The organism is Nonomuraea gerenzanensis (genome assembly GCF_020215645.1).
Classification (GTDB): Bacteria; Actinomycetota; Actinomycetes; order Streptosporangiales; family Streptosporangiaceae; genus Nonomuraea; species Nonomuraea gerenzanensis.
Window position 1 is genome coordinate 3948065 of the sequence record NZ_CP084058.1, and the last position, 22891, is coordinate 3970955.

The 22891-nt window shown below is 71.8% G+C and carries 20 protein-coding genes; 8 read left to right on the forward strand and 12 right to left on the reverse strand.

Annotated elements, in window-relative coordinates:
* Window position 1: 1 nt before the first annotated feature.
* Complete coding sequence (locus LCN96_RS18900) at window positions 2-5554, reverse strand: WD40 domain-containing protein (RefSeq protein WP_225274118.1); 5553 nt, start codon at window positions 5552-5554, stop codon at window positions 2-4.
* Here LCN96_RS18900 and LCN96_RS18905 point away from each other — a divergent pair.
* Window positions 5526-6773 (forward strand): ArsB/NhaD family transporter, encoded by a 1248-nt coding sequence (locus LCN96_RS18905; RefSeq protein WP_225274120.1) that lies wholly within the window; start codon window positions 5526-5528, stop codon window positions 6771-6773. The genes LCN96_RS18900 and LCN96_RS18905 overlap by 29 nt on opposite strands.
* Before the next feature lie 4 nt (window positions 6774-6777).
* Here LCN96_RS18905 and LCN96_RS18910 read toward each other — a convergent pair whose 3' ends face one another.
* The 4 genes from LCN96_RS18910 to LCN96_RS18925 all read right to left on the reverse strand — a co-directional run bounded on the left by LCN96_RS18910 (window position 6778) and on the right by LCN96_RS18925 (window position 9577).
* Window positions 6778-7020, reverse strand: coding sequence for a hypothetical protein (locus LCN96_RS18910; RefSeq protein WP_225274121.1), 243 nt, complete (start codon window positions 7018-7020; stop codon window positions 6778-6780).
* 106 nt (window positions 7021-7126) lie between these two features.
* Window positions 7127-7927: an inositol monophosphatase family protein gene (locus LCN96_RS18915; protein ID WP_225274123.1), complete on the reverse strand. Its 801-nt coding sequence runs from the start codon at window positions 7925-7927 to the stop codon at window positions 7127-7129.
* Window positions 7928-7937: 10 nt separating this feature from the next.
* Complete coding sequence (locus tag LCN96_RS18920) at window positions 7938-8555, reverse strand: hypothetical protein (protein WP_225274125.1); 618 nt, start codon at window positions 8553-8555, stop codon at window positions 7938-7940.
* Window positions 8552-9577, reverse strand: coding sequence for a hypothetical protein (locus LCN96_RS18925; protein ID WP_225274126.1), 1026 nt, complete (start codon window positions 9575-9577; stop codon window positions 8552-8554). Before LCN96_RS18925 ends, LCN96_RS18920 begins: the two co-directional genes overlap by 4 nt.
* Window positions 9578-9733: 156 nt before the next feature.
* Here LCN96_RS18925 and LCN96_RS18930 point away from each other — a divergent pair, with 156 nt between their 5' ends.
* Window positions 9734-10519 (forward strand): class I SAM-dependent methyltransferase, encoded by a 786-nt coding sequence (locus LCN96_RS18930; RefSeq protein WP_225274128.1) that lies wholly within the window; start codon window positions 9734-9736, stop codon window positions 10517-10519.
* Here the strand turns inward: LCN96_RS18930 and LCN96_RS18935 are convergent.
* The 5 genes from LCN96_RS18935 to LCN96_RS18955 are packed head-to-tail and all read right to left on the reverse strand — an operon-like array spanning window position 10485 to window position 15401.
* Window positions 10485-11312 (reverse strand): hypothetical protein, encoded by an 828-nt coding sequence (locus LCN96_RS18935; RefSeq protein WP_225274130.1) that lies wholly within the window; start codon window positions 11310-11312, stop codon window positions 10485-10487. The genes LCN96_RS18930 and LCN96_RS18935 overlap by 35 nt on opposite strands.
* Window positions 11216-11737: a hypothetical protein gene (locus tag LCN96_RS18940; RefSeq protein WP_225274132.1), complete on the reverse strand. Its 522-nt coding sequence runs from the start codon at window positions 11735-11737 to the stop codon at window positions 11216-11218. The genes LCN96_RS18935 and LCN96_RS18940 overlap by 97 nt, the downstream gene beginning before the upstream one ends.
* 42 nt (window positions 11738-11779) lie before the next feature.
* Window positions 11780-12553, reverse strand: a complete 774-nt coding sequence (locus tag LCN96_RS18945; RefSeq protein WP_148441571.1) for a sporulation protein — start codon at window positions 12551-12553, stop codon at window positions 11780-11782.
* A gap of 9 nt (window positions 12554-12562) precedes the next feature.
* The gene (locus tag LCN96_RS18950; RefSeq protein ID WP_225274134.1) at window positions 12563-13798 is read right to left on the reverse strand and encodes an SPFH domain-containing protein; all 1236 of its coding nucleotides are present in this window, start codon (window positions 13796-13798) and stop codon (window positions 12563-12565) included.
* Window position 13799: 1 nt separating this feature from the next.
* Window positions 13800-15401, reverse strand: a complete 1602-nt coding sequence (locus tag LCN96_RS18955; RefSeq protein WP_225274136.1) for an SPFH domain-containing protein — start codon at window positions 15399-15401, stop codon at window positions 13800-13802.
* Between the two features lie 140 nt (window positions 15402-15541).
* Between LCN96_RS18955 and LCN96_RS18960 the strand changes: the two genes are divergently transcribed.
* From LCN96_RS18960 to LCN96_RS18980, 5 genes are read left to right on the forward strand one after another with little or no spacing between them, the layout of a single operon-like run.
* Window positions 15542-16456: an ABC transporter ATP-binding protein gene (locus tag LCN96_RS18960; RefSeq protein WP_225274138.1), complete on the forward strand. Its 915-nt coding sequence runs from the start codon at window positions 15542-15544 to the stop codon at window positions 16454-16456.
* Complete coding sequence (locus tag LCN96_RS18965; RefSeq protein ID WP_225274140.1) at window positions 16453-17307, forward strand: ABC transporter permease; 855 nt, start codon at window positions 16453-16455, stop codon at window positions 17305-17307. The genes LCN96_RS18960 and LCN96_RS18965 overlap by 4 nt, the downstream gene beginning before the upstream one ends.
* 13 nt (window positions 17308-17320) lie before the next feature.
* Window positions 17321-17554 carry a helix-turn-helix transcriptional regulator gene (locus LCN96_RS18970; protein ID WP_148441575.1) on the forward strand — a complete coding sequence of 78 codons (234 nt, stop codon included), beginning with the start codon at window positions 17321-17323 and terminating at the stop codon, window positions 17552-17554.
* 35 nt (window positions 17555-17589) lie between these two features.
* Window positions 17590-19698, forward strand: coding sequence for an excinuclease ABC subunit UvrB (uvrB, locus tag LCN96_RS18975; RefSeq protein WP_225274142.1), 2109 nt, complete (start codon window positions 17590-17592; stop codon window positions 19696-19698).
* Window positions 19699-19755: 57 nt separating this feature from the next.
* Complete coding sequence (locus LCN96_RS18980) at window positions 19756-20337, forward strand: PepSY domain-containing protein (protein ID WP_225274144.1); 582 nt, start codon at window positions 19756-19758, stop codon at window positions 20335-20337.
* 171 nt (window positions 20338-20508) lie between these two features.
* Here the strand turns inward: LCN96_RS18980 and LCN96_RS18985 are convergent, their stop codons facing one another.
* The gene (locus tag LCN96_RS18985) at window positions 20509-21270 is read right to left on the reverse strand and encodes an alpha/beta fold hydrolase (RefSeq protein ID WP_225274146.1); all 762 of its coding nucleotides are present in this window, start codon (window positions 21268-21270) and stop codon (window positions 20509-20511) included.
* A 59-nt stretch (window positions 21271-21329) separates the two neighbouring features.
* Here LCN96_RS18985 and LCN96_RS18990 point away from each other — a divergent pair, with 59 nt between their 5' ends.
* A complete protein-coding gene (locus LCN96_RS18990; RefSeq protein WP_225274148.1) occupies window positions 21330-21863 on the forward strand; it encodes a PadR family transcriptional regulator in 534 nt (177 codons plus the stop codon).
* Here LCN96_RS18990 and LCN96_RS18995 read toward each other — a convergent pair.
* Window positions 21853-22728, reverse strand: a complete 876-nt coding sequence (locus tag LCN96_RS18995; RefSeq protein ID WP_225274150.1) for a serine protein kinase RIO — start codon at window positions 22726-22728, stop codon at window positions 21853-21855. The two genes, LCN96_RS18990 and LCN96_RS18995, sit on opposite strands and share 11 nt — an antisense overlap.
* Between the last annotated feature and the right edge of the window lie 163 nt (window positions 22729-22891).

Below are 22891 nucleotides of genomic sequence, written 5' to 3' on the forward strand. Positions count from 1 at the left end.
CTCAGAACGGCGAGTCGAGCGGCACCTGCCGTACCCCCGGCAGGTACGCGTCCAGCTCACCCAGCTCGAACCGCGCCATCCCCACCACGTGCCAGAACTGCCCGCCCGGATCCCCCTGCACCTTGTACCGCCCGTCAGGCGAGAGCGCCGCCCACCCCTCGGGCAGCCCGAGCAGGGTCGCCCGCCGCTCGCCGCCCGCCCAGAGGATGACCATGCCGTCGTCGCCGGCGCTGGCCAGCAGGTCGTCGGCGGGGCTGAAGGCCACCGACCAGATCCTGCGGGCGTGCCCGGCCAGCGTGTGCAGCAGGCGCCCGGTGGCGGCCTCCCACACGCGGACGAGGAGGTCGTCGCCGCCGGTCGCCAGGCGCGCGCCGGAGGCGTCGAACGCCGCGCTCCACAGGCGCCCCTCGTGCTCCAGCGTGCGGAGCGGCCGGCCGGACGCGGTGTCCCAGAGCACGGCCCTGCCGTCGTTGCCCGCGCTGGCCAGCAGGCGGCCGTCCGGGGAGAACAGCACGGAGTAGACCCGGTCGGTGTGCCCCTCCAGCGTCGTCGCCAGAGCGCCGGAGGCCACGTGGTACAGGCGGACGAGGTGGTCGTCGCAGCCGGTGGCGACGATCTCACCGTCGGGGCTGAAGGCGATCGAGCGCACCCGGCCCCGGTGGTCCAGCAGCTCGCCCGCCAGGCGGCCCGTCGGCCGGTACCAGATGCGGACGCTGTCGTCGTCGTTGGCCGTGGCCAGCATGTCGCCGTCGGGGCTGAACGCCTCGGCCCAGACGTGGTCGGTCTCGGCGTTCAGCTCGCGCTCGTAGTCGCCGGTGGCGGCGTTCCAGAAGTGCACGCCGCCGTCGTTGCTGGAGGTGGCCAGGACGGGCCCGGCGGGGGAGAAGGAGGCCGAGACGAGCCGGTCGGCCGTGCCGGTGAACTCGCGCAGCCGCCGTCCGGTGCGCGGCTCCCACAGCCGTACGACACCGTCGTTGCCGCTGGTCGCCAGCAATGTGCCGTCGGCGCTGAAGCGGACGGAGGAGATGCGCCGGCCGTGGCCGCGCAGCACCCGCCTGCACTGGCCGCTGTCCGGGTCCCACAGCCGCACGGTGCCGTCGTTGCTGCTGGTGGCGAGCTCCTGGCCGTCGGGGCTGAACGCGAACGGCCAGACGGAGCTGCGGTGCCCGGTCAGCTCCACCCGCTGGGCGGTGCCGAGCCGCTGCAGCCGGACCACGCCGTTGGCGTCGCCACTGGCCAGGCTCTGCCCGTCGGGGCCGAAAGCGACCTGGTAGACGGCCGCGGCGTGCGTGGTGTGCACGCCGCGGGCCTCGCCGGAGGTCTCCCACACGCGTACGCTGCCGGCCGTGTCGCCGCTGGCCAGCAGGGAGCCGTCGGGTGAGAACGTCACGCAGTAGACGCTGCCCAGGTGCCCGGTCAGCTCGTGGGTGAGCCGCCAGGTGCGGGTGTCCCACAGCCTGACCGTGCCCGCCTCGTCGCCGGTGGCCAGCAGCCGCCCGCCGGGGCCGTGCACGGCGCGGTAGACGCTGCCGCGGTGCTCCCCGAGCGTCTCCTTCACCTGACCGGAGCCGAGGTCCCAGACCCGCACCACACCCGCGGAGTCGCCGGTCACCAGGGCGGAGCCGCCGAAGGAGGCGGTGTAGACGGGTGCCCGGTGCCCGCTCAGCTCGTGCGCGAGCCGCCCGGTGGCCGTGTGCCAGACGCGGACGACGCCGTCGCCGCCGCCCGCCGCGACCAGCTCGCCCGAGGGGTCGAGCCGCACCGGCCAGACGCCGCCGGGGTGGCACTCCAGCCGGTGCAGCAGCTCGCCGCTCAGGGCGTCCCACAGCAGCACGAAGCCGTCGCTGGCGCCGGTGGCCAGCAGGTCGCCGGCGAAGGCGACGGCGTACACGCGGCCTCGGTGGCCCTGCAGCGTGCGCACCGGGGCGCCGCCGGAGCACAGCAGCACACCGCCGTCCTCGTTGCCGACCGCGATCGTGGCCCCGTCGGGGCTGTAGGCGATCGGCTCGGGCAGGCGGCTGGTCTGGAAGTGGTAGCCGTACGGCACGCTGATGCCGGCCGGCGCGAACTGCACCTCGACCGGCTGCCCCGGCACCACGGCGGCGCCGGGCAGGTGCGGCAGCGTGCCGGTCACGTCGATCAGCGAGGCCCGGTGCCAGCGGGCGCCCTCCAGCGCGGCGTCGCTCAGGTCCACCCGCGCCAGCCGCGCCCCCGACAGGTCGGCGCCGCGCAGGTCCGCGCCGGTGAGCTGGGCGCCGTCGAGCCGCGCGCCGGTCAGCCTGGCGTCGCGCAGCGTGGCCCTGGACAGGTTCGTGCCGACGAGCGTGGCCTCCGACAGGTCGGCGCCGGTGAGATCGACCTCGCGCAGGTCCCTGGCCGACAGGTCCTCGCCCTTCAGGTTGGCGCCGCGCAGGTCGGCGTGGGCGGGCGTGCGCAGCCTGGCGGAGATCTTGACGGCGTTCGCCCTGGACAGGTCGTCGGGCGGCGGGTCGTTCACCCAGGCGCGCAGCGACCGCACGTCGGCCAGGTCGCACAGGAACTCCACGGTCAGCGCCGACAGCGGCCTGCGCGTCAGCAGGACGGGGTGGTCCAGCGTCGTGGCGATGTGCCGGGCGACCAGCCACTCCATCACCGAGGCGTGGATGAACCCGAACATCCCCTCCTCGGTGCGCACCAGCAGGCTGCCCGAGCCCATCCGGAACGCGGCGTGCGCGGCCGTGAGCTGCCCGTCGGCCAGGCCGGTCAGCGTCTCGCCGATCTCGGTCAGCTCGTCCAGGGCCAGCAGCGACTCGCCGGACTCCCACAGCCGCACCGCCAGCGCCGTCACCGCCTGCCACAGGTCCTCGACGGTCAGCCCCGTCGGGGAGCCGGGGATCCTGGCCCGCCGCTCCTCGAAGACCAGCCACGAGGTGAGGATCTCCTCATACAGCAGGGCGGGGCTGATCGTGTGCCGCGCCTCGGCCACCGTACGCAGGCGGTCGGCGTCGAGATCGGCGATGAAGCTGAGCATGCGCGGGTTCTGCGCCAGCGCCAGCAGGTCCTCGATCTCCCCCATCAGCGACATGCGGGCGCCGGCCTCCTCGCCGCCGCCGAACCGGTTGGCCAGGTAGGAGCGGATCTGGTCGGGCGTGAAGTCCTCGACGCCGAGCACCCGTCGCTGCGGCAGCACGCCGACCATCTCGCCGAGCGAGGTGAGCACCTGGCTGTGGGACTTGAAGTGCTGGGTGCGGCTGGCCACCACGATCTTCGCCTTGTCGTCGGCGGCGGCCAGCAGCGTGGCCAGGTGGTCGGCCGCCCGGTCGTAGGTCAGCCGGGTCACCAGCTCGTCGAACCCGTCGAACAGCAGCACGATCCGCCCCTGCCGCAGCAGGTAGCGGAACGCCTTCAGGTCGATGACCTCCTCGCCGTGGCTCGCCAGGTGCGCCGCCACCAGCGCGTCCACCGAGTGCGCCTTGTCCAGGGCGCGCAGCTCGATGAGGATCGGCGTCAGGTGCGGCAGCTCGGCCGGGATGCGCCTGGCCAGCTCGCGCAGCGCGAACGTCTTGCCGTGGCCGAAGTCGCCGAGCAGCAGCAGGAACCGGCCGTGGTCGGCGTTCAGCAGCCGCATCAGCTCGTCGGTCAGGCCCTGCCGGATCTGGCTGCCGGGGCGGTCGAGCTCGCGGTAGCGCTGCGGGACGTACAGGTCGGGCGGGTAGCGCCGGTCGGAGGTCAGGCGGGCGGTCTGCTCGGCGACGTAGCCGCTCAGGTCGAGCAGCCCCTGGAACTCGGTGAAGCTGCGCAGCCGCACGCCCATGCGCATCAGGTCGTCGCGCAGCGAGCGCGGCGCGGGCGGCCCCTGGTAGACCAGCTCGGCGGCCAGGCCGCTGGCGTGCGCCTGCCGGACGAACCCGGCCACGGCCTGCTCGTCCAGCGCGCCCACGTGCGCGCCGATCATCGTCTGCCTGACGAACCCGTCCTCGGCCTGGGTGACCACCAGGTGCGCGTCGAACCTGCGGATCTTCGCGCGCTCGTGCCTGGCCTCGCAGACCTCGGCCACCCGGTCGAGCAGCAGCTCCACCGGGCTCGGCGCGCGCTCCTCCGGCTTGGCGGCGGGCGGCCGCTCGGGCGGGCTCTCCCCGGTGAACGTGGCCTGGGCGGCCCGCCAGCGCACGCGTACGCGCTCGGGACGCTCCTCGTCGGGCACCCACGTACGCAGCCCGTCGGGCCCGATCTCCACCACATGGTGCCGCCCCGAGCGCGGCGCGGCGATGCGGCCCTCCGCCGCCTGCCCGGAGCCGCCGTGGAAGAGCAGGTTGAGCCGGTGCCCCAGCAACCGCTCGAACGTCGGCGCGTCGCGCAGCTCCTCCGGCGCGTGCCCCATCGCGCCCAGCCGCAGCCACCCGCGCTCCTCGTAGGGCCGCAGCCGCTCGGCGAACCAGGCCGCCTGCGCCTCCCCGAGCATCGCGTACGCGTCGCGCTCCAGATGGCTCATCGCCATCGTGGAGTTCAGCCCCGCCACGACCACCTTCAGATCGGGCACCTCGAACAACGTCCACGGCTGCCCGCCGTCGAACACCCGGTCGTCCAGCCCCTGGTACAGCTCCCCGAACAGGGTGGCGAAGTGCCGCCACTTGGGCCAGTAGGGCGGCTGCGGGCTCACGTCGTCGGCCTCGCAGGTCATGAAGTACGCGCTGGCGGCGGCCTTGGTGACGTCGCGCGGCCCGGGCAGCAGCACCAGCCGGTGCGGCTCCAGGCCGAGCAGCAGCCGCAGGTCGGTCACGAACCGGGTGGCCTGCGAGAACTGCCCCAGGCTGCCGGACTCGGTCACGTCGCCGCTGATGACCATCAGGTCGGGGCGGGGCATGCCGCGGTCGTACAGGGCGGTCAGGTCGGCCCAGATGCGGGCCTGCATGTCCTCGGGCGTGAACGGATCGCCGGGGTCGGGCAGCGCCCGGCCGAACCGGGGGCCCCCGATGTGCAGCACGCTGATCGAGTCGCGGCCCCGGCTCTCACCGGCCACGGGCGGGAACGTGGGCGCCGTGACCGGCGTGCGCCGCGCCCTGGCCCGCTCGGCGGGCGGCGGCAGGGTCGGCACGGGCGGCGGGACCGAGGTGCCGTCGGGGAAGGCGGGCGCGGCCTCCGGTTTGGCCCGGCCCGCCAGCGCCTCCCTGACCCGGCCCAGCAGCAGCGCCCTGGCCTGGCCAGGATCGGTGACGCCCAGCAGGTCGACCCAGGTGATGGTGGACAGCAGCCCCTCCAGGGGGACGTCCTCCAGCCTGATCGTGACGAGTTTGTTGGAGGGGTTGTCGGGGTCGGCGCGCAGCGCCGCCTGCCACTCCATCCGGCCGTAGCGCGAGCCCAGGTAGTTGCGCGAGAGCACGGCCACGACGAGCTGCGCCTGGCTGACCCCGCGGTCCATGAAGTCGATGAAGTTGGTGCCGGGCACGAAGTCCCAAGCCTGGATCATGGTGCGGTAGCCCGCCGCCTCCAGCTCCCAGGCGATCCAGGTCGCCCAGGCGGTGTCGGCCGGGGAGTAGCTGACGAAGATGTCGGTCGGCCTGCCGTCGCGTGCCATTCGCCCAGTATCCCTTGCTGCGCCGCGGGTGTGCGATCATCTTCGGGTGTTGCGGCGTCTTGGCGTACTCGACTGGATCAGGATCGGGCTGCTCGTCCTGGGGCTGGTCTTCGTGGCGTCCGGGCTGTTGCCGTGGGCCGACGCGGTCACCAGCCTGCGGGAGATCGGCCCGCTGCTGATCTTCCTGGTGGCGGTCATCGTGCTGGCCGAGCTGACCAAGGAGGCGCAGGTCTTCGACGCCATCGCGGCCAGGATGGCGGTGCTCGGGCGCGGCAATTACGCCGCCCTGTTCTTTCTTTGTGTCATTTTTGCGTCTTTTGTTACGATATTTCTGAATTTGGACACGACGGCGGTGCTGCTCACGCCCGTCATGCTCGCCCTGGCCCCCCGGGCCCGTATCGCCGCCCTCCCGCTGGCCATGACCACGATCTGGCTGGCCAACACCGCCAGCCTGCTGCTGCCGGTCTCCAACCTGACGAACCTGCTCGGCATGCAGAAGATCGGCCTGGACGCCCAGGAGTTCGCCGCCCGCATGTGGGCGCCCCAGCTCGCCGCGATCGCGGTGACGATGGTGTTCCTGTGGGTGTTCTACTGGCGGCGCGGCGAGCGGCGCGACCTGCGCTACACCCCGCCCGTGCTGGAGCCGGTGGCCGACCGGGTGCTGTTCTGGGCCGCGTCGGCGGCGTGCCTGCTGTTCATCGCGCTGCTGCTGGTGGAGACGCACGTGGCGATCGCCGCCACGGCCGCGGCGATCGTCGTGGTGGCCGCCTTCGTGCTGCGCGCCCGCGACCGCCTGACGTGGAGCCTGGTCCCCTGGCAGCTCGTCGTCTTCGTGACCGGCCTGTTCCTGGTCGTGCCGACGCTCAGCCTGCACGGCCTGTCGGCCCTGATGACCTGGATGATCGGCACCGAGGGCGACCCGTACCGCACCGCCGCCGTCGGCGCCGGGCTGTCCAACCTGATCAACAACCTGCCCGCGTACAAGGCCGTCGAGACCGTCATCCCGGCCACCGACCAGGATCTTCTGCTGGCCCTGCTGGTGGGCACCAACGTCGGCCCGGTCATCACCCCGTGGGCGTCGCTGGCCACGCTGCTGTGGTTCGAGTCGTGCCGCCGCCACGACGTGCGGGTCCCGATGCGCCGCTTCCTGCTCACCGGGGCCGGCCTGGCCGTCGTGGGCGTCCCTGCGACCGTGTGGGCGCTGGTCACGTTCGGCTGAGCGGTCAGGCGGCGGCCAGGGCGTAGGCGTCGGCCACCGCGTCCAGGGCCCAGCGCATGCGCCGCACGAACGTCTCGGGGTGGTCGCCGGCCTCCTGCGCCACGAGCGCCGCGCACCGGGACGGGTCGCCGCCGCACGCGCACAGCCGCTCGTCCACGGCCTCGCGGATCTGACAGGGGGACAGCTCGTCGGACGGCTGGAGGGTGGTGACGAAGAGCACCTGCGCCAGCTCGGTCGTGGTCATCATGTCGGGCTCCTCTCCGCGTGGTGCCGTTGTCCGGCACCCTCTCAATAGACGTCGAACGGCGGCGGAACTCATCGACAAAGGACACAGATTATCTGCGCACTTTTTCTCACTCGAGCAGGGAGAGCAGGCCCGGCAGCGCCCGGGGGTGCGCGGCCACGAAGCTGCGCTCGTCGCCGGGGGCGTCCACGCACTCCTCGTACGGGCCCCCGTCCAGCGCCCTGATCTCGATGCCCGCCTCCTGCGCCAGCAGCGCCCCCGCCGGCAGGTCCACCACCCCGGCCCGGTAGCCGACGATGCCGTCGATGTCGCCCCGCGCCAGCATCGCCCAGGCCAGCAGCGGCGCCCACAGCTGCAGCACGCGGCGGGCGTTGAGGTCGAGCGCCGTCTTCAGCCGCCGTACGGTCGCGTCGTCCCTGGCGATGCCGTACCCCTGGGTCCAGGCCAGCAGCGGCCCGTGCGGGCTCGGCGCGTAGGGGGGAGCCAGGCGCAGCCCCGAGGAGGTGACCGCGCCCCTGCCGCGCACGGCCGACCAGGTCTGCCGGGACACCGGGTCGTGCACCACGCCCAGCAGCGGCCGCCCGCTCCTGCACAGCGCCACGCCCACCACGTACGTCGGCAGCCCGATGGCCACGTTGTTGGTGCCGTCGAGCGGGTCCACCAGCCACGTCCACTCGCCGCCCGCCGCGCCGACCAGCCCGGACTCCTCGGCGATCACCGTGTGCGACGGGTAGGCCGTCAGGATCCGCTCCAGCAGCAGCTTCTCCGAGGCCAGGTCCAGATCGGTGACCACGTCGCCGGCCTCGCCCTTGGCCCGGGTGCCGAGCGCGCCCCGCGTGCCCTCCAGGAGCAGGGTGCCCGCGGCCTCGGCGGCTTCGACGGCGACCGTACGAGCGTGATCCAGGTCCATCGGGTGCCTCTCAGGTCAGGTGCGCGGTGATCGTGCGGACGGCCAGGGCGGTCTCCGCGGCGTCCAGCGGCTGCCTGGACACGTGGTGGGCGCCACCGGCCAGCGGGCCGAGCGACAGGTCGTGGCTGCCGGGCCGGCCGCGGCCGAGCGCGATCGTGGCCGCCTCGCCGCGCTCGGGCACCACGCTGCTGTGGAAGCGGCCGGCGGCCAGCGTGTAGGTGTCGCCGGGGCCGAACACCTCCACCAGGCCCGTGCTGTGCCGCACGGTGCGGGCGGTGGGCGAGATGCGGTCGCCGTCGGCGCCGCTGACCACCTCGTACACGCGGTGGGTGGCCCGCGCGGGGGCGTCGCGGACCAGCGCGTGCACGTTGCGCACCTGGCCGTAGAGCACGTGGCTGAGCAGGTCCCAGCTGTGGCAGTGGATCTGCGAGGTGGTGCTCTCGGCGTGCGCGAGCGAGTCGGTCCACAGGTGGAGGCATACCCCTTCGCCGCCCTCGCGCTCCAGCGGCAGGCAGACGAACCCGAGAGGATGGCGCACGGCCCGCAGCCCGGGCCTGGCCAGCATCGCCAGCGCCCACGACCTGGCCTCGCCGGCGCGCAGCACGTCACGCACGCTGCCGAGGCTCATGCGTACGGATCCAGCGCGCGCAGCGCCTTGCGGGCGATGTCCACGACGTCGCGGCCGTCGTAGGAACGGGGCAGGGGCACCCCGATCCGCTCGAACAGCTCCTGCACCTCCTCGATGGTGGGCTCGTCGCCGAGCGGCACCTTCTTGTACATCTCCAGCGGCACCCGCCGCGCCTGCTCCATGCTGAGCCGCAGCTCGGTGTCGCAGTTCTCGTAGTAGAACGTGTCGGCCAGCGCGGTCATCGCCATGTTCGGGTCCTCGACCGTCATGATCAGGCGGGTGGAGGACAGGTCCCAGCGGAACGTGGTCATCGTCGAGGACAGGCCCACCTCGATGTCGAGCAGGCCGTAGCGCTGGCGGTGCCAGAAGGCCGCCAGGATGGTCGCGTACGACTCCTTCCTGGCCCGGTCGGTCGTCCACGTCTCGCCGGTGCCGTCGGGCGCGTCGGACAGCGAACGGCGGTAGTGGGCGTAGGTCTCGCACACCTCGACGTTGGACGGGTCGATGATCTCGACGCTGACCCTGAGGTGCCGCTTGTCCTTGCGCGCGGCGGCCACGCACTCGGGCAGGGTGACGGCGCGCAGGTAGGTGCCGGTGCCGCCCTTGAAGCTCCAGCGGGTGGTGTCGCGGCGGGCCTCGGCGTGCGACTGCGCGATCTCCTGCCTGCTGCCCAGCACCCTGACGAGCTGCAGCGAGTCGAGGGCCTTGCGGGTGCTGTGGGCCAGGGTCTCGATCTCCTCCAGGCGGGCCAGCCGCACGGGCAGCTCGGCCAGCGCCCCCGAGGTGATCGTCTTCTCGACGGGCGCCTGGCGGGCGCGGTCGCGCAGCAGCGCCGTGGCCACCAGCGCGAGGATCACCAGGGTCGCGGCGGTCACGAGCTGGCGCTGGATCTCGTCGCCCTGCGAGCCGAAGATCTCGTCGGGCATGATGCCGAGCACGCCGACCACGATCGCCAGGCCCAGTGCGATGGCGCCGTCCGCGTTGCGTGCCGCCCATGGGGCGGACCTCTTCAACGCCGCCATGAACCGTGCCATCGCTCGCCCCGCCGTTCGACGATCAGTTCCCGACGTCATGGTAACGAGCGCGCCACGCGACTGTCAGCACACGATCTACTGGCGAAAGATGCCCCGTGATATTGCCTCGCGCCCGGATCGAGGGTCGCCGTAGGATCCGAGGGCATGATCTTGGACCCGGCCCTCATGGGCTACTACGAGCGTGGCGGCGAGCTGACGAGGTTACGCCAGGGCCGTGGCCGGCTGGAGTACTGGCGCACCCGCGACGTGCTGCGCCGCACGCTTCCTCCGGCGCCCGCGCGGGTGCTGGACGTGGGCGGCGGTACGGGCGTGCACGCCGAATGGCTGGCGGCCGAGGGGTACGACGTCGAGCTGATCGACCCGGTGCCGCTGCACGTCGAGGAGGCGGGGAAGCTGCCGGGCGTGCGCGCCGGGCTGGGCGACGCCCGTGCCCTGCCGGTCCCCGACGGGCAGGCTGACGTCGTCCTGCTGCTCGGCCCGCTCTACCACCTGCCCGAGCGCGCCGACCGCGTGCGCGCCCTGACCGAGGCCCGCCGCGCCGCGCGGCCGGGCGGGCTGGTCGTGGCCGCTTGCATCAGCCGGTACGCGTGCCTGCACGACAGCGTCTACCTCGGCACGTTCGCCGCGCAGCCGTCACGGATCGCCGACTACCGCTCCCTGGAGACAGGCGTGATCATCTCCAGCAAGGAGGGCGGGTTCCGCGGCTACGGCCACCACCCCGACGAGATCCTCACGGAGTTCGCCGACGCCGGCCTGCCCGAGCCGCGCCGCTACGGCCTGGAGGGCGCCTTCTGGCTCTACGGTGACGTGGACGCCTGGCTGGACGACGACGAGCGGCGCGAGCTGCTGCTCGACGCCGCCCGCCGGATGGAGTGCGAGCCGTCGCTGCTGGGCGTCAGCGGCCACCTGCTCGCCGTGTCGTCCGCTTGAGGTCGACGACCTGGTCGCCGCGCCCGGGGTAGACCTGGACCAGCAGGTGCTGCGGCGTCCAGGCGTCCCGGCCCGGCTCTCGGTAGTGCACCCGCACCCGGTAGTGGCCCGCGCCCGCCACCGCCAGGTTGGGCAGCTCGGGCGCGTCGAACGGGTCCCGCAGCCTGAAGTCGCCGGTGGGGCTGCGGTAGCCGACCTCGATCGCCTTGTCCCAGCCCTCGACCTCCACCGGAGGGCGGCGCCGGTAGGTCTCGGTGGTGACGCACTGCTCGAAGTCGGCCGCCAGGTAGATGTGCAACGAGCCCGTCGCGCTGCCCACCAGGTCCTGGTGCATGACCGGGTCCTCCTGCGAGTCCTGATGGTCCTCGTAGGCCTGCAGCCCGATCTCGGAGAACTCCAGGACGCGCGCCACCTCGACCGGCTCGGTCAGCGGCCGGTGGCGGAACCGGTCGCACTCGGCCTGCGCCTCGGCCCGCTCGCGGTCGTACTCGGCCTGCTCGGCGCCGAGCTCGCGCCGCGAGTCGGCCGCGGCGGGCGGGCAGAGCGGGGCCAGGAAGGCCGCCGAGGCGCTGGTGCCGGGGTAGCGGGCGCACTGCTCGCGGCCGTAGGCGAGCAGCCGGTGGTCGGGCAGGGTGGGGTAGGCGCCGCCCTGCCTGGCGCCGCACAGGAACGCCTGCTCGCCCGTCGGGAACGTGCTCACGTAAGGGTGGGAGGGCTCGCACGCCAGCGGTGTGACGGGCCCCGAGGCCAGGTCGGCCGCACGCGACAGGCCGAGCAGGCCCAGCGCGAGCACGACGGCGGCCGTCCGCCTGAAGGGCGCCCCAGGAGCAGGGCGCGCAACCGGTGGCGGGGCACGCGCACGGCCGCCAGCGCGCACAACGCGGCCGACACCGGCGCGAGTGACGGGCTGAGGAAGAACCAGCTGCCTTCAAGGCCGCCCCACGTCTCGACGCAGGCCCGGTCCACGGCCACGTCCGCGGCGAAGGCCAGGGGCGCGGCGCCGTACACCACGAGCACGGCGCAGGCCGTCACCCGCGCCAGCACGCGGCCTGTTCGAGGCCGGGACAGGCGCAGGCCCAGCCAGTGCGCGGCGAAGCCGAGGGCGAGCAGCGGGGCGCCGCCGTAGGCGAGGTACCGCGGGCCGTGCAGGTGGTGGAGGGTGAGCTCCCAGCCCAGGCAGGACCCGATGGAGCCGAAGAAGAACAACGAGCTGTCCACCGACAGGTGATGGCGGGCGCGGGACCGCCCGCCATCCCGGCGTCAGAACCAGCCGCGGTGGCGCGCCATCTGCTCCAGGCCGCGCTGCAGGGCCGCGTCGGCCTCGTGCGGCGACTGGTCGTAGCGCACCGTGAAGCGGTTGTAGGCGTCGTGGCTGGAGCTGAGGAAGCCGCCCCGCTTGTCGGCCTCCAGGATGACGTCCATCTGCCGCGGCCCGGCGATGAACGTCAGCTCCAGCTCGTTGAAGTAGCGCCGCCACTGGCCGCCCGCGTAGTACTCGATCTCCTGGAAGAACGGCATCGTCGAGCCGTACAGCGTGCCGCGCTCCAGGTCGGCCTTCTTGAACTGGAAGCCCAGCCGGTCGAGCGCCCCGATCACGTGCTCCTGGGCCGGCAGCGGGCTGACGAACAGCGGGTCGAGGTCGCCCTTGTCGAGCGCCCCCGCCAGCGCCAGCTCGGTCTGGACGCCCAGCTTCATGCCGTGCAGCGGGTGCCCGGCGATCGCGCTGATCGGCGTCTCCCACGGGATCGGGATCTCGAACTGCTGCTGGTGCTGGGCGCCCTTGGCGAGCTGGAAGGTCCCGGCCACCTGCTGGCGCAGGAAGCTGTAGGACGTCTTGTACTCGTTGTCACCGGACTCGACCTCGACCACGGCGGTGAGGTCGATGTAGATGCCCTCGACCTTGTAGTCGGAGTTGCCGCCACGGAAGTGCACGACGCCGCGCAGCGGCTCGCCCGGACGCACGCCCGTGTTGGTCAACACCGTGTCGACCTCGACGCCCGCGCCGAACGCGGCCATCAGCTTGCGGAACACCATGGGGTTCTCCTATGCGGAAGGTGTGTGACCGTTGAGTTGGCCTGAACCCGAGATGCGGGGGAGCAACTGGGCCAGGAGAAGGGTGGAGAGCGCGGAGTCCGCCTGCCCCTGCTGGGTGCGCACGACCAGGGGCTGGGGAGCGTTCTCCGCCAGTTTGGCACCCACGTCGAGGCGCCTGCGAGCCAGCTCGTACTGCAGCACGGCCCGGTTGTCCCGGTACGACTCGGCCAGCCGGCGCAGCGCCTTGGCCTCGTTCTCGGCGGCGGTCAGCTCGGCCCGGCCGCGCGCCTCGATCTCCCACGTCACCCGCTGCGCCTCGGTCTCCTGCTCCTCCAGCATGCGCGCCACGTCCTTGCGCGCCTTGTTGTGGGCGGCCTTGACCTCGACGACCCGGGCGTCACGGGTCTTCTTGGAGCGTTCGATCTCCATCAGCAGCGTGTCGATGCGGCGCTTGCGGGTCAGCTCCCACTCGCGCTCGTAGGCCGACAGCTCCTTGGCCACCTTCTCGCGGGTGGCCAGGTGCTGCTGGTACTGGTCGGGCAGCTGCACGTCGGGGATGTTCGCGCCGGTGATGCGCACGCCGTAGCGGCCGAGCTGGCGGTTGAGCGCGTCCTGCATGTCGCCGACGTCGGAGCCGCGCAGGTCGTAGGCGCGCTCGGTGTTGACCCGGCGGCTGCGCTGCCTGATGGCGTCCTGCACCGCGCTGGACAGCACGAGGTCGAAGTTGCCCGCGCCGATCGTGCGGACGAACGCGACGGGGTCCACGATCCTGAACTTCAGGAAGAACTCGATCGACTTCAGCGGCACGTTCTCGGCGGTGGGGCAGGCCACGATCGGCGCCGAGTACGGGATCTCGGTGGAGGTGTCGACGACCGCGTCCACCCGGTCCCACGGCAGCCAGAGGTAGTGGCGGCCGGGCGGCAGCGTGCCGGTGATGGCGCCCCAGCGGCTGCGCACGCCGGTGGTGCCCTCCTCGATCTCGATGATCGCCTTGCGCCAGATCGTCAGCAGCGCCAGCAGCACGAACAGCAGCGCCCCGAACGTCCCGATGAGCCGGAAGTCGGTCAGCGCGGCCAGGCCGGCGAAGTACAGCGCCAGGAACACCAGCGTCATCCAGGCGAAGCCGCGCCGGTCCTTGGGGATGACGACGGGCACGAGCTGGCCCTGCTCACCGCCGCGCAGGAGCTGGCGGATCTCTCCCCAGGAGGCCAGCGACTCCTTGATCTTCGAGAACTCACGGCTCATCTCAGATCTCCTTCCCTGGCAGCAGGCGCTCCACCGTGCGTTCCAGATCCTGGTCGGGCTCGGGCGTCTGCGGCGGCTCTTCCACGTCGGCGGCGGCCTTCGTGAGCAACGCGGCGATCTCGTCCTCCCGGTCGCGCACGCGGGCGGCGATCTCGTCGAGCCTGCCGCGGATGGCGGCCATGTCCTCGGCGGAGAACAGCACCGCGCCCTTGCCGCCCACGAGCTGCTGGGCCAGGGCCAGGAAGTCGATGTCGGTCTCCTCGCCCACCTGCACCACCTGCGGCAGCCTGGTGGCGACGGACTCCAGCTTGGCCAGCAGGTCCTGCTGGAAGCGGTAGTCGAGGATCTCGGGCGCCTCGGCGGCGGACAGCGCCCTGATGTCCAGCGCCTGCGCCTCCAGCAGGGCGGCGTTGGCGTTGGCCGTGGACTCGGCCTCGACCAGGCGCTGCCTGGCCTGCGCGGTGGCCTGGTGGGTGGCGCGTTCGAGGGCGGTGTCCATGCGGGCCTGGTAGCCGGCGATCTCGGCCTGGATGGCGCTCAGCGTCTCCTGCAGCCCCGCCAGCTCCTTGACCAGGTCGCCCTCGTTCTGCTCCTTGCGCAGTTGCAGCTCGTACTCGTAGGTGTAGGCCTCCTTGGCGACCCTGACCATCTCGGGGGCGGCCAGGTCCATGCGGTATTCCTGGCTGGACGGCTCGGCGTGGGTGATGTTGACGTCGGTGAGCCGCACGGCGGGCAGGAACTGCTGGTTGAGGCTCTCCAGCATGCCGAGCGTGCTCTCGCCGACCAGGTCGTAGATCTCCTCGGCCCGCTGGGCGTAGATGAGCGAGCGGGTGACCTCGCTGATGGCGTTCTGCAGCTTGGACTGGAAGCCGCTGACCGAGCCGAGGACGAAGATGAACTCCGCCGGGTTCTCGATCCTGAACTGCAGGAACAGGTCCACGCTGGCCTTGACGCCCTGCTGGGTGGGCGCTTCGCTGATCGGCGCGTTGAACGGGTACTCGCGGGTGGTGTTGACGATGTAGCTGACCCGCTTCCACGGGTTGAACAGCGTCACCCGGCCCGGGTCCGCGATGTGCACCAGCTTGCCGAACTGGGTGATGAGCGCCTTGCAGCCCTCGGGCACCATCACCACGCTGCGCCGCCACCACAGGAACCCGGCGGCCAGCACCAGCACGATCCAGTAGTGCGGACCGAAGATCACGTCGGCGTTGGGCACGATGTTGCCGAGCGCGCCGATGAGGCCGAGCACCACGAGGATGCCCAGCGGCACGATCACCTTGGCGGTGCTGCCCTTGGGGATCACCACGGGCGAGATGACGTGCATGCCGTTCTCGGCGAAGCTGCGGTTGACGATCTCGCCGGCCTCGTTCAGCGAGGCGGACTTCGCCTCGATGAGGGTGCCGACGGAGACGCCGCCGTCGCGGGCCGCCGCGAAGTCGTGCGGGTTCAGCCTGAAGCCGGGAGCCTGGCCGGCCAGTTGCCCAGCCTGGTCGACCATCTGTCCCATGGCCTGCCCCATGGCCTGTCGTACGTCACCCCCCTGGGCCACCGCTTGGACCATGCCCTGTCCTGCCTGGATCAGTGCCTCTCTGGGTCGTGACATCGAACCTTCCTTTTCCGCTACAGGCGATTCCGACCGTATCGGGTGCGACTTACTGTTCGCTTGCAATGTGGTGTCATATGTGTATTGCGTCCCGTAGCAGATGTGCTATCAATGTAGTAGTCCTACTATATGGAGGGTCGATGGGCGCGGTGAAAGAGCTCGCAGGCGGGGTCGACCTGGGCAAGGACGCCGCCGCCGTCGAGGTCGCCGGGCTGCGGATGGCGTACGGCGACAAGGAGGTCCTGCGGGACGTCGGCTTCACGATCAGGCCGGGCGAGGTGATCGCCCTGCTGGGGCCCAACGGCGCGGGCAAGACGACGACGATCGAGATCCTGGAGGGCTTCAGGAAGCCGTCCGGAGGGCACGTACGGGTGCTGGGGGTCGAGCCCGCCCGCGGCGACGAGCGCTGGCGCGCCAGGCTCGGCGTCGTGCTGCAGTCGTGGCGCGACCACGGCCGCTGGCGGGTGCAGCAGCTCCTGCACCACCTCAGCCGCTACTACGAGCCGTACGCCGACCGGGACCGGCCGCCGTTCGACACCACCGAGCTGATCGAGGCCGTCGGGCTCACCGAGCAGGCCGGGCAGCGCATCAGGCAGCTCTCGGGCGGCCAGCGGCGCCGGCTGGACGTCGCCATCGGCATCGTCGGCCGGCCCGAGGTGCTCTTCCTCGACGAGCCGACCGCCGGGTTCGACCCACAGGCCAGGCGCGACTTCCACGACCTGGTGCACCGCCTGTCGGACCTGGACGACACCACGATCCTGCTCACCACGCACGACCTCGACGAGGCCGAGAAGCTCGCCGACCGCATCCTCATCCTGTCCGGCGGCCGGATCGTCGCCGACGGCAGCCCCGACAGCCTCACCCGCGAGTACTCCCGCGACGCCCAGGTGCGCTGGAGCCGCGACGGCGAGCACTTCGTGCACGCCACCCACGACGCCACGGGGTTCGTGCGCGAGCTGTTCGAGCAGTACGGCACCGCGATCGGCGACCTGGAGGTGCGCCGGGCCTCGCTGGAGGACACCTACATGACCATCGTCAAGCGGGAGGAAGCGTGAACCCCGTGCTGCACGCGGTCCGCCTCGGGCTCTCCCGCGGCTGGATCGAGTTCAGGCAGCAGCTCACCAGCGCGCAGGACATGGGCTTCACCGTGGTGAGCACCGTGGCCCTCATCGTCGTGCTCTACTTCCAGCGCGACGCGACGCTGCCCGGCACCGAGCTGTCCCTGGCGGCCGCCACGCTGCCCGGCCTGGTGGCCCTGATGGTGCCGATCAACGCGCTCATGGGCGCGGTGGGCGCCCTGTCCGTCGAGCGGGAGGACGGCACCCTGCTGCGGGCCAAGGCCATGCCGCAGGGCATGATCGGCTATCTCGTCGGCCGGATCGTCATGTTGTCGATCAGCGCCGTCGGCGCCGCGGCGCTGATGCTCGTCGCCGGCCTGTTCTTCGTGCCCCAACTGCTCGGGATCGGCCTGGGCGGCTGGCTCACCATCGCCTGGGTCGGGCTGCTGGGGCTGCTGTCGTCGCTCACGATCGGCGCGATCATCGGCTCCCTGGCCCGCACCCCGCAGGGCGGGGCCGGGCTGTCCATGCTCGCCGTCAGCGGGCTCACCGCGATCTCGGGCATCTTCTACCCGATCTCGGCGCTGGCCGGCTGGCTGCAGGTCCTCGCCCAGGGCTTCCCCCTCTACTGGCTCGGCCTGGGCATGCGCTCGGCGCTGCTGCCCGACGCGGCCGCCGCCGCGGAGATCGGCGGCTCGTGGCGGCCGGTGGAGACCACTCTGGTGCTGCTCGCCTGGGCCGTGGCGGGGCTGCTGCTGGCGCCTCCGATCCTGCGCAGGATGGCCAGGCGCGAGTCCGGCTCGGCGATGGAAGAGCGCCGTCACCGGGCGATGCAGCGGGTGACCTGAGAAACTACGCGTGATGAGCGAGAACGTCTACAACCGCATCGCGCTGCTGCGCGCAGAGCGGAACGTGACCCGCAGGCAACTCTCCGACGCCCTGGGGGTGCACTATCAGACCATCGGGTACCTCGAACGCGGCGAATACAGCCCCAGCCTCTACCTGGCGCTGCGCATCGCCGAGTACTTCGAGGTGCCCGTCGAGGTCGTCTTCTCCACCACGCCCTTCCCCCGGATCGGGGAGCGCACGGCCTGACCGTTTCTGTCGGTCGGGCCGCCTACAGTGGCAGCATGCGACCGGTCACTGATTTGCAGCGGAAGGTGGCGCCCTTCGAGGTCGTCACCGAGATGACTCCATCCGGCGACCAGCCGACGGCCATCGCCGAGCTGGAGCGCCGCGTCAAGGCCGGGGAGAAGGACAGCGTCCTGCTGGGCGCCACCGGCACCGGCAAGACGGCCACGATCGCCTGGCTGATCGAGCGGCTGCAGCGGCCCGCCCTGGTCATGCAGCCCAACAAGACGCTCGCCGCCCAGTTCGCCAACGAGCTGCGCGAGATGCTGCCCAACAACGCGGTCGAGTACTTCGTCTCGTACTACGACTACTACCAGCCCGAGGCGTACGTCCCGCAGAGCGACACCTACATCGAGAAGGACTCCTCGATCAACGACGAGGTCGAGCGGCTGCGCCACTCGGCCACCAACTCGCTGCTCACCCGCCGCGACACCATCGTGGTCGCCTCGGTGTCGTGCATCTACGGCCTGGGCACCCCGCAGGAGTACGTCGACCGCATGGCCCGGCTGCGCGTCGGCATGGAGACCGACCGCGACCAGCTCCTGCGCCGCCTCGTCGACATGCAGTACACCCGCAACGACCTGGCCTTCACCCGCGGCACGTTCCGGGTGCGCGGCGACACGATCGAGATCATCCCCAAGTACGAAGAGCTCGCTGTGCGCATCGAGATGTTCGGCGACGAGATCGAGAAGCTCGCGACCATGCATCCGCTGACCGGCGAGGTCATCACCGAGGACGAGGAGCTCTACATCTTCCCCGCCTCCCACTACGTCGCCGGCGAGCAGCGCATGGCCGCCGCCGTGGCCGGCATCGAGGCCGAGCTGGCCGACCGGCTGGCGGAGCTGGAGCGGCAGGGCAAGCTGCTGGAGGCGCAGCGGCTGCGGATGCGCACCACCTACGACATCGAGATGATGCGGCAGGTGGGCACCTGCTCCGGCATCGAGAACTACTCGCGGCACATGGACGGCCGCGAGGCCGGCAGCGCGCCCAACACGCTGCTCGACTACTTCCCCGAGGACTTCCTGCTCGTCCTCGACGAGTCGCACCAGACCGTGCCGCAGATCGGCGCCATGTACGAGGGCGACGCCTCCCGCAAGCGCACGCTGGTCGAGCACGGCTTCCGGCTGCCGTCGGCGCTCGACAACCGGCCGCTGAAGTGGGAGGAGTTCCTGGAGCGCATCGGGCAGACGGTCTACCTGTCGGCCACGCCCGGGCCGTACGAGCTGGGGCGGGTCAAGGGCGACGTGGTGGAGCAGGTCATCCGCCCGACCGGCCTGGTCGACCCCGAGATCGTGGTCAAGCCCACCAAGGGCCAGATCGACGACCTGGTGCACGAGATCCGCGAGCGGGCCGAGCGTGACGAGCGCGTCCTGGTCACCACGCTCACCAAGAAGATGTCGGAAGACCTCACCGACTACCTCCTGGAGCTCGGCATCCGGGTCCGCTACCTGCACAGCGAGGTCGACACGCTGCGCCGCATCGAGCTGCTGCGCGAGCTGCGAGTCGGCGAGTTCGACGTGCTCGTCGGCATCAACCTGCTGCGCGAGGGCCTCGACCTGCCCGAGGTGTCGCTGGTGTCCATCCTCGACGCCGACAAGGAGGGCTTCCTGCGCTCGGAGACCTCGCTGATCCAGACCATCGGCCGCGCCGCCCGTAACGTCTCGGGCCAGGTGCACATGTACGCCGACAAGGTCACGCCGTCGATGGAGCGGGCGATCGACGAGACCAACCGGCGCCGGGCCAAGCAGATCGCCTACAACGAGGCCAACGGCATCGACCCGCAGCCGCTGCGCAAGAAGATCGCCGACATCCTCGACTCGCTGTCCCGCGAGGACGCCGACACCCAGCAGCTCATGGGCGGCGGCCGGCAGCAGTCGCGCGGCAAGGCCCCCGTGCCCGGCTTCGCCGCCCGGCAGGCGGGCCAGCACGCCAAGGCCATCGCCGGTGAGATGCCTCGGGCCCAGATGGAGTCCCTCATCGAGTCGCTCACCGAGCAGATGCACCAGTCGGCGGCCGACCTGCAGTTCGAGGTGGCGGCCCGGCTGCGCGACGAGATCAAGGAGCTCAAGCGCGAGCTGCGTGACATGCGCGAGGCCGGAGTTCAATAGGGCGTATGCCTTCTGACCTGGGCGAATGCTTCGCCTGCTGGTGGGCAGCGTCCAGGTATGAACAAGACGATCATTGGGGCCCTGGTCGGTGCGTCGGTGCTCGCGGGGGGCTGCGGCGCCGTCGTGCGCGAGGTGGAGCGGCTGGCCGTCCGCTCCTCGCCGTCCATCGGCACCCCCACGTCCGCGTCCTCGCCGACCGGCTCGCCGGGGGCGGGCGACCTCAAGCAGGCCGCCCAGGCGGCGCTCGGCGCGGTGCCCGGCTCCACCCTCGTCTCCATCGAGACCGAGGAGAACGGCAGCCTGTGGGAGGTGCAGGTCGTCGGCAAGGACGGCACCGAGCACCAGCTCGACGTGGAGTCCGGCAAGGTCGTCGCGGGGCCCACCACCGAGCAGGAGGACGCCGACGACAAGGCCAAGCACCGAGCCCGGGTGTCGGCGGCCAAACTCGACTACGCCCAGGCGGCCGACAAGATCGTCGCCGCGGTGCCCGAAGGGCGGGTCACGGAGCTGAACCTGGACACGGAGCAGGGCAAGACCGTGTGGGAGGCGGATGTGATCGGGGCGGACGGGGTCAAGCACGAGGTGGCGGTGGACGCGGCCACGGGCGCGGTCACCAGGAACAACGCCGCCACGTCCTGACAAACCACGGCACGCGCCCAGCGCCACGGCACGAAGCCCGGGGATCACCACATGCGGAAGGGGCGATCGCAGGCGGGCACGGGGCCGCTGTGTGCTGCCGAGGGTGCGGTGGAGCCCCCAGGCCAGGGGACGTCTGAGGTCAGGGACGCCTTGGGCGGGGGACGTCTGAGGTCAGGGGAGCAGGGCTGTGAGGGTGCGGGCGAAGGCCTCGGGGTTGTCGAGCATGATGTTGTGCCCGGATTCCGGCACCTCCAGCACCCGCACCCCGGCCTCCCGCAACCCCGCGACCCCGGCGGGCTCGGCCCCCTCCGGGTACAGGAAGGCGCGCGAGATCGACAGCCCGGCCAGCAACTCGCGCACGGCCGGTTCCGTCCCCCTGGCCAGGCTGACCGCGGTGCGGTGCAGTGCGCGCAGGTCGGCGAGGCGCATCGTGGACCACCAGTGCGGCCCCACCCGATCCCGCACCTGCCTCCACCCTCCCGCCAGGAACTCCTCCTCCCCGAACGCCGCGATGCCGCTGCTCCCGGGCGGGACCGGCGTAGGCGGGTAGGGGTCGAGGTTGGCGTCGACCAGCACCAGCCGCGCGACCAGCTCCGGATGGCGCGCGGCCAGGACCGTGGCCACCGCCCCGCCCATGCTGTGCGCGATCACCGAGGCCCCCGCCACCCCGGCTTTGCGCAGCCCCTCCGCCAGTGTTTCCGCGTGCTCCTCCAGCGTGTACGAGAACTCCCGCGGCCGGTCGCTGATCCCGAACCCGAGCAGGTCGATCAGCAGGGACCGGTGGCGGGGCAGCAGGGGATGGGCCGCGACCTCCGCGTAGTAGGGGGCCGAGGTGGCGCCGAGTCCGTGGACGTAGACACGCGCCGGCTCCTCGCCTGGCAACTCCACCCAGCGCATGCGAGCGCCGCTGTGATGGACGATGGCATCGTGCATGACGGATCTCCTCGTATATCGGCACCAATATATATCGGATCCGAGGTATGATGACAGTCATGCTGGAGCTGGCCATACTCGGGTTTCTCAGAGATCGGCCCCTACACGGTTACGACCTGCGCCGCAGGGTGGCGGCGCTGATGGGGCACGTACGCCCGGTGGCCGACGGCACGCTCTACCCGGCGATCAAGCGGATGGCCGCGGCCGGCTGGCTCGTCAGGAAGGACGAGCCGGGGGTCGCCGCCGCACCCCGCCGCACCCTCTACCTGACGCCCGAGGGCCGCGCAGAGCTGGAACACCGGCTGCGCGACCCGGACGAGCTCGACATCAGCGACGAGAACCGCTGGTTCGCGCTGCTCGCCTTCCTCCGGCACCTGGACGAGCCCAAGGAGCAGGCGGCGGTGCTGCGCAGGCGGCTGGCGTTCCTGGAGGAGCCGACGAGCTTCTTCTACGACGGGGACAGGCCGATGGGCGCCGAGGAGTTCGCCGACCCGTTCCGTCAGGGCCTGCTCACCATCGCCCACGCCACCAGCCAGGCCGAGCTGGCCTGGCTGCACCACACCATCGCGACCCTCGAATCGGTCACCGGCTGAGCCCAGCCTCCTTGCGGAGCAGGGCGGCCAGGTCGTCCGGGTCGGCGGCGGCCACGCCCTTGGCGGCGAACCACGTCGCCACGTTCCGGGCGTCGCGGTCGAGGAACGACGGCCCGGCCGGATGCGCGATCACGTCCACGATCTGCGGCAGGTCGATCACCACCAGCCTGCCCTCATGTACCAGCAGGTTGTACGGGGACAGGTCACCGTGCGCGAGCCCCTCCCTGGCCAGCGTCACCATGGCCGCCACGAGCTGCTCCCACAACCCGTCGAGCCCCTCGGCCACCTGCGCCAGCCGCGGCGCCGCGTACCCGTCGGCCGTCCCGACGAACTCCTGAAGGATCTCCGTCCCGACGATCTGCACCGGGTACGGCACCGGCACCCCCAGCTCCCACAGCCGGCACAGCGCCGAGAACTCGGCCACCGCCCACTGCGCGGCGATGGCCTGCTTGCCGAAGGCGGTGCGGCTGGCCATGGCCCGGTTCATGCGGTCGTCGCGCGTCCTGCGGCCCTCCAGGTAGCCCGAGTCGCGGTGGAACAGGCGGTGCTCGGACGAGCGGTACCGCTTGGCGGCCAGCAGGCACACCCGGTCGGTGCCGGGCACGCCACGCGAGATCAGGTGGACGTCGGCTTCCTTGCCGGTCTTGAGTATGCCGTGCTCGGTGTCGACGGCGGCCAGCTCGGTGACCAGCCAGTCAGGGTGAGGGCGGGGGCCCTTCTCGGTCGGGGTGCTCTGGTCCCAGGTGGACCAGCGGTCGCCCTCAGGCGGGCCGTCGAGCGCCTCGGGGGCGTTGTCGAGCCATTCGAGGTCGTCGGCGTCGAGGGCGTTCCTGCCACGGCGGCGGTGTTGCGAGTGCTTCGGCACGGTGGGATGACTCCAGGTCTGAGGCCCACCGGCGGGTCGCGATCAGGTCGGCTGACGCCTGGTGGGAAGGAATGAGGACGCGGAAAACGGCACGCGGACAGTCGTTGTCACGGTCTCAGCCTCCCTTCGTGCAGCGGTGATCGATACGAGCTCAGAGTATGGC

What these genes read in the sequence shown, in the direction of transcription:
- LCN96_RS18905 (WP_225274120.1), top strand. Translation starts at nt 5,526, where the DNA reads ATGTCGGTCGGCCTGCCGTCGCGTGCCATTCGCCCAGTATCCCTTGCT.
- LCN96_RS18900 (WP_225274118.1), bottom strand. Translation starts at nt 5,554, where the DNA reads ATGGCACGCGACGGCAGGCCGACCGACATCTTCGTCAGCTACTCCCCG.
- LCN96_RS18910 (WP_225274121.1), bottom strand. Translation starts at nt 7,020, where the DNA reads ATGATGACCACGACCGAGCTGGCGCAGGTGCTCTTCGTCACCACCCTC.
- LCN96_RS18915 (WP_225274123.1), bottom strand. Translation starts at nt 7,927, where the DNA reads ATGGACCTGGATCACGCTCGTACGGTCGCCGTCGAAGCCGCCGAGGCC.
- LCN96_RS18920 (WP_225274125.1), bottom strand. Translation starts at nt 8,555, where the DNA reads ATGAGCCTCGGCAGCGTGCGTGACGTGCTGCGCGCCGGCGAGGCCAGG.
- LCN96_RS18925 (WP_225274126.1), bottom strand. Translation starts at nt 9,577, where the DNA reads ATGGCGGCGTTGAAGAGGTCCGCCCCATGGGCGGCACGCAACGCGGAC.
- LCN96_RS18930 (WP_225274128.1), top strand. Translation starts at nt 9,734, where the DNA reads ATGATCTTGGACCCGGCCCTCATGGGCTACTACGAGCGTGGCGGCGAG.
- LCN96_RS18945 (WP_148441571.1), bottom strand. Translation starts at nt 12,553, where the DNA reads ATGGTGTTCCGCAAGCTGATGGCCGCGTTCGGCGCGGGCGTCGAGGTC.
- LCN96_RS18950 (WP_225274134.1), bottom strand. Translation starts at nt 13,798, where the DNA reads ATGAGCCGTGAGTTCTCGAAGATCAAGGAGTCGCTGGCCTCCTGGGGA.
- LCN96_RS18955 (WP_225274136.1), bottom strand. Translation starts at nt 15,401, where the DNA reads ATGTCACGACCCAGAGAGGCACTGATCCAGGCAGGACAGGGCATGGTC.
- LCN96_RS18960 (WP_225274138.1), top strand. Translation starts at nt 15,542, where the DNA reads ATGGGCGCGGTGAAAGAGCTCGCAGGCGGGGTCGACCTGGGCAAGGAC.
- LCN96_RS18970 (WP_148441575.1), top strand. Translation starts at nt 17,321, where the DNA reads ATGAGCGAGAACGTCTACAACCGCATCGCGCTGCTGCGCGCAGAGCGG.
- uvrB (WP_225274142.1), top strand. Translation starts at nt 17,590, where the DNA reads ATGCGACCGGTCACTGATTTGCAGCGGAAGGTGGCGCCCTTCGAGGTC.
- LCN96_RS18980 (WP_225274144.1), top strand. Translation starts at nt 19,756, where the DNA reads ATGAACAAGACGATCATTGGGGCCCTGGTCGGTGCGTCGGTGCTCGCG.
- LCN96_RS18985 (WP_225274146.1), bottom strand. Translation starts at nt 21,270, where the DNA reads ATGCACGATGCCATCGTCCATCACAGCGGCGCTCGCATGCGCTGGGTG.
- LCN96_RS18990 (WP_225274148.1), top strand. Translation starts at nt 21,330, where the DNA reads ATGCTGGAGCTGGCCATACTCGGGTTTCTCAGAGATCGGCCCCTACAC.